This window comes from Fusobacterium sp. FSA-380-WT-3A (assembly GCF_012843705.1).
In the GTDB taxonomy this organism is placed as follows: domain Bacteria; phylum Fusobacteriota; class Fusobacteriia; order Fusobacteriales; family Fusobacteriaceae; genus Fusobacterium_B.
Map to the genome: position 1 here is coordinate 1 of NZ_JABAFQ010000031.1, position 1,667 is coordinate 1,667.

At 47.5% G+C, this 1,667-nt stretch carries 1 rRNA gene; it reads right to left on the bottom strand.

Features of this window, described 5'->3' with window-relative positions:
• Positions 1 to 43: 43 nt before the first annotated feature.
• Positions 44 to 1,558: ribosomal RNA gene (locus tag HF862_RS09880) — 16S ribosomal RNA — on the bottom strand.
• Positions 1,559 to 1,667 lie beyond the last annotated feature (109 nt).

A 1,667-nucleotide genomic window follows, 5' to 3' on the forward strand; every position in this document is an offset into this window, starting at 1 on the left:
AAGAACATTACCAATAGAAAGAGATATATGAATTGCTCCTTAGAAAGGAGGTGATCCATCCGCACGTTCCCGTACGGATACCTTGTTACGACTTCACCCCAATCGCTAACCACACCCTCGGAGCATCCATCCTTGCGGTTAGGCCTGCTACTTCAGGTGCAATCAACTCTCGTGGTGTGACGGGCGGTGTGTACAAGACCCGAGAACGTATTCACCGCAACATAGCTGATTTGCGATTACTAGTGATTCCAACTTCATGTACTCGAGTTGCAGAGTACAATCCGAACTACGAACAGCTTTCTGAGATTTGCTCCTTCTCGCGAAATTGCTTCTCTCTGTACTGCCCATTGTAGCACGTGTGTAGCCCAGCGTATAAGGGGCATGATGACTTGACGTCATCCCCACCTTCCTCCTGCTCATCGCAGGCAGTATCGCATGAGTGCCCAACTTAATGATGGCAACATACAATAGGGGTTGCGCTCGTTGCGGGACTTAACCCAACATCTCACGACACGAGCTGACGACAGCCATGCACCACCTGTCTCTAGGTTCTCCCGAAGGAGCACTAAGAAATCTCTTTCTCATTCCTAGGATGTCAAACGCTGGTAAGGTTCCTCGCGTTGCGTCGAATTAAACCACATGCTCCACCACTTGTGCGGGTCCCCGTCAATTCCTTTGAGTTTCATACTTGCGTACGTACTCCCCAGGCGGATTACTTATCGCGTTAGCTTGAGTGCCGAGGTTCGACCCCCGACGCTTAGTAATCATCGTTTACAGCATGGACTACCAGGGTATCTAATCCTGTTTGCTCCCCATGCTTTCGCGCTTCAGTGTCAGTATTCGTCCAGTGAGCTGACTTCTCTATCGGCATTCCTACAAATATCTACGAATTTCACCTCTACACTTGTAGTTCCGCCCACCTCTCCGATACTCTAGTTAGGCAGTTTCCAACGCAATACGGAGTTGAGCCCCGCATTTTCACATCAGACTTACCAAACCACCTAGACGCGCTTTACGCCCAATAAATCCGGATAACGCTTGCGACATACGTATTACCGCGGCTGCTGGCACGTATTTAGCCGTCGCTTCTTCTATTGGTACCGTCATTTGTTTCTTCCCAATTGAAAGCACTTTACAATCCTAAGACCGTCATCGTGCACACAGAATTGCTGGATCAGACTTTTGGTCCATTGTCCAATATTCCCCACTGCTGCCTCCCGTAGGAGTAAGGGCCGTGTCTCAGTCCCCTTGTGGCCGTTCACCCTCTCAGGCCGGCTACCCATCGTGGCCTTGGTGAGCCGTTACCTCACCAACTAGCTAATGGGACGCAAAGCTCTCTCGTAGCGCATATAGCTTTCATAATCTTATCATGCGATAAAATCATAATATCCGGTATTAGCTATCGTTTCCAATAGTTGTCCCAGACTACAAGGCAAGTTCTTTACGTGTTACTCACCCGTCCGCCACCTTACTATCACCGAAGTGAATTCAAGTAGACTTGCATGTGTTAAGCATTCTGTCAGCGTTCATCCTGAGCCAGGATCAAACTCTTCATTAAAACTTTATATTTATTGACTAGGTCAATTTAATTAACACTTACCGTTATTTAAACACCAAAATATGGTTGTTTGCTTGTCATATATCTCTATTCTGTTGTTAATGTCCTT